The sequence below is a fragment of the Periweissella fabaria genome (genome assembly GCF_918814575.1).
Lineage (GTDB): Bacteria > Bacillota > Bacilli > Lactobacillales > Lactobacillaceae > Periweissella > Periweissella fabaria.
Map to the genome: position 1 here is coordinate 1 of NZ_CAKKNS010000019.1, position 579 is coordinate 579.

Consider the following 579-nt stretch of genomic DNA (forward strand, 5'->3'; position numbering starts at 1 on the left):
GTGGTGCTAACATTGCGTCCACATTCGCTTTAAACTTAGCGATTGCAGCTTTTTCAACTTCTGGTTTAGTTGATGTTAATGAAATGCCTTCATCTTTACCTAATTCAATACCACTGTTGACCGTTTCAGGATATTTACCACCTGAAACTGTGCACAACATGCTTTGTAATTCAAGTGTACCGTCTGCTGTAAATACTGGTGTGATTTGGTTAATTGTTACGTTCATTTTTTAATCCTCTTTGCTTTCTTTTTGTAATTCTGCGATTTGTTTTTGTAATTCCACAACTTGTGCTTTGGCAATTTCTTCATCCACTTGAGATTGAGCTAATTTAAGTGCCAATCCATTAATTACTGATTCGTTCATTTTTCAATTCCTCTATTTCTTGTTTTAAATTTTTAATAACAGGTATCAAAGCGACGGCCAATCGGTCATATTTGATACCTTCAATTTCACCAGTTGGATCACGTACTACTAGCCAATCCAATCCAGCATCTGCTAAATCTTCCGCAATCATTCCAAACTCAACTCGTGGTCTTTGTTCCTCGTTTTCTTCTTTAAACCGGCGAATGGTTGCTTTA

At 36.6% G+C, this 579-nt stretch carries 2 protein-coding genes and 1 pseudogene; all 3 read right to left on the reverse strand.

Translation table 11 applies throughout. From position 1 onward, the window contains the following. A partial coding sequence (locus LQZ75_RS09725) for a hypothetical protein (protein WP_230097603.1) occupies positions 1-226 on the reverse strand: 226 nt, incomplete at its 3' end. A 3-nt stretch (positions 227-229) separates the two neighbouring features. After that, positions 230-364 carry a hypothetical protein gene (locus tag LQZ75_RS09770; protein ID WP_290368231.1) on the reverse strand — a complete coding sequence of 45 codons (135 nt, stop codon included), beginning with the start codon at positions 362-364 and terminating at the stop codon, positions 230-232. After that, positions 345-579 (reverse strand): annotated as a pseudogene (locus tag LQZ75_RS09730) (hypothetical protein); the annotation flags it as partial. The gene LQZ75_RS09770 and the pseudogene LQZ75_RS09730, both read right to left, overlap by 20 nt.

Coding starts and splice junctions, on each gene's coding strand:
- LQZ75_RS09770 (WP_290368231.1), bottom strand. CDS start 364: ATGAACGAATCAGTAATTAATGGATTGGCACTTAAATTAGCTCAATCT.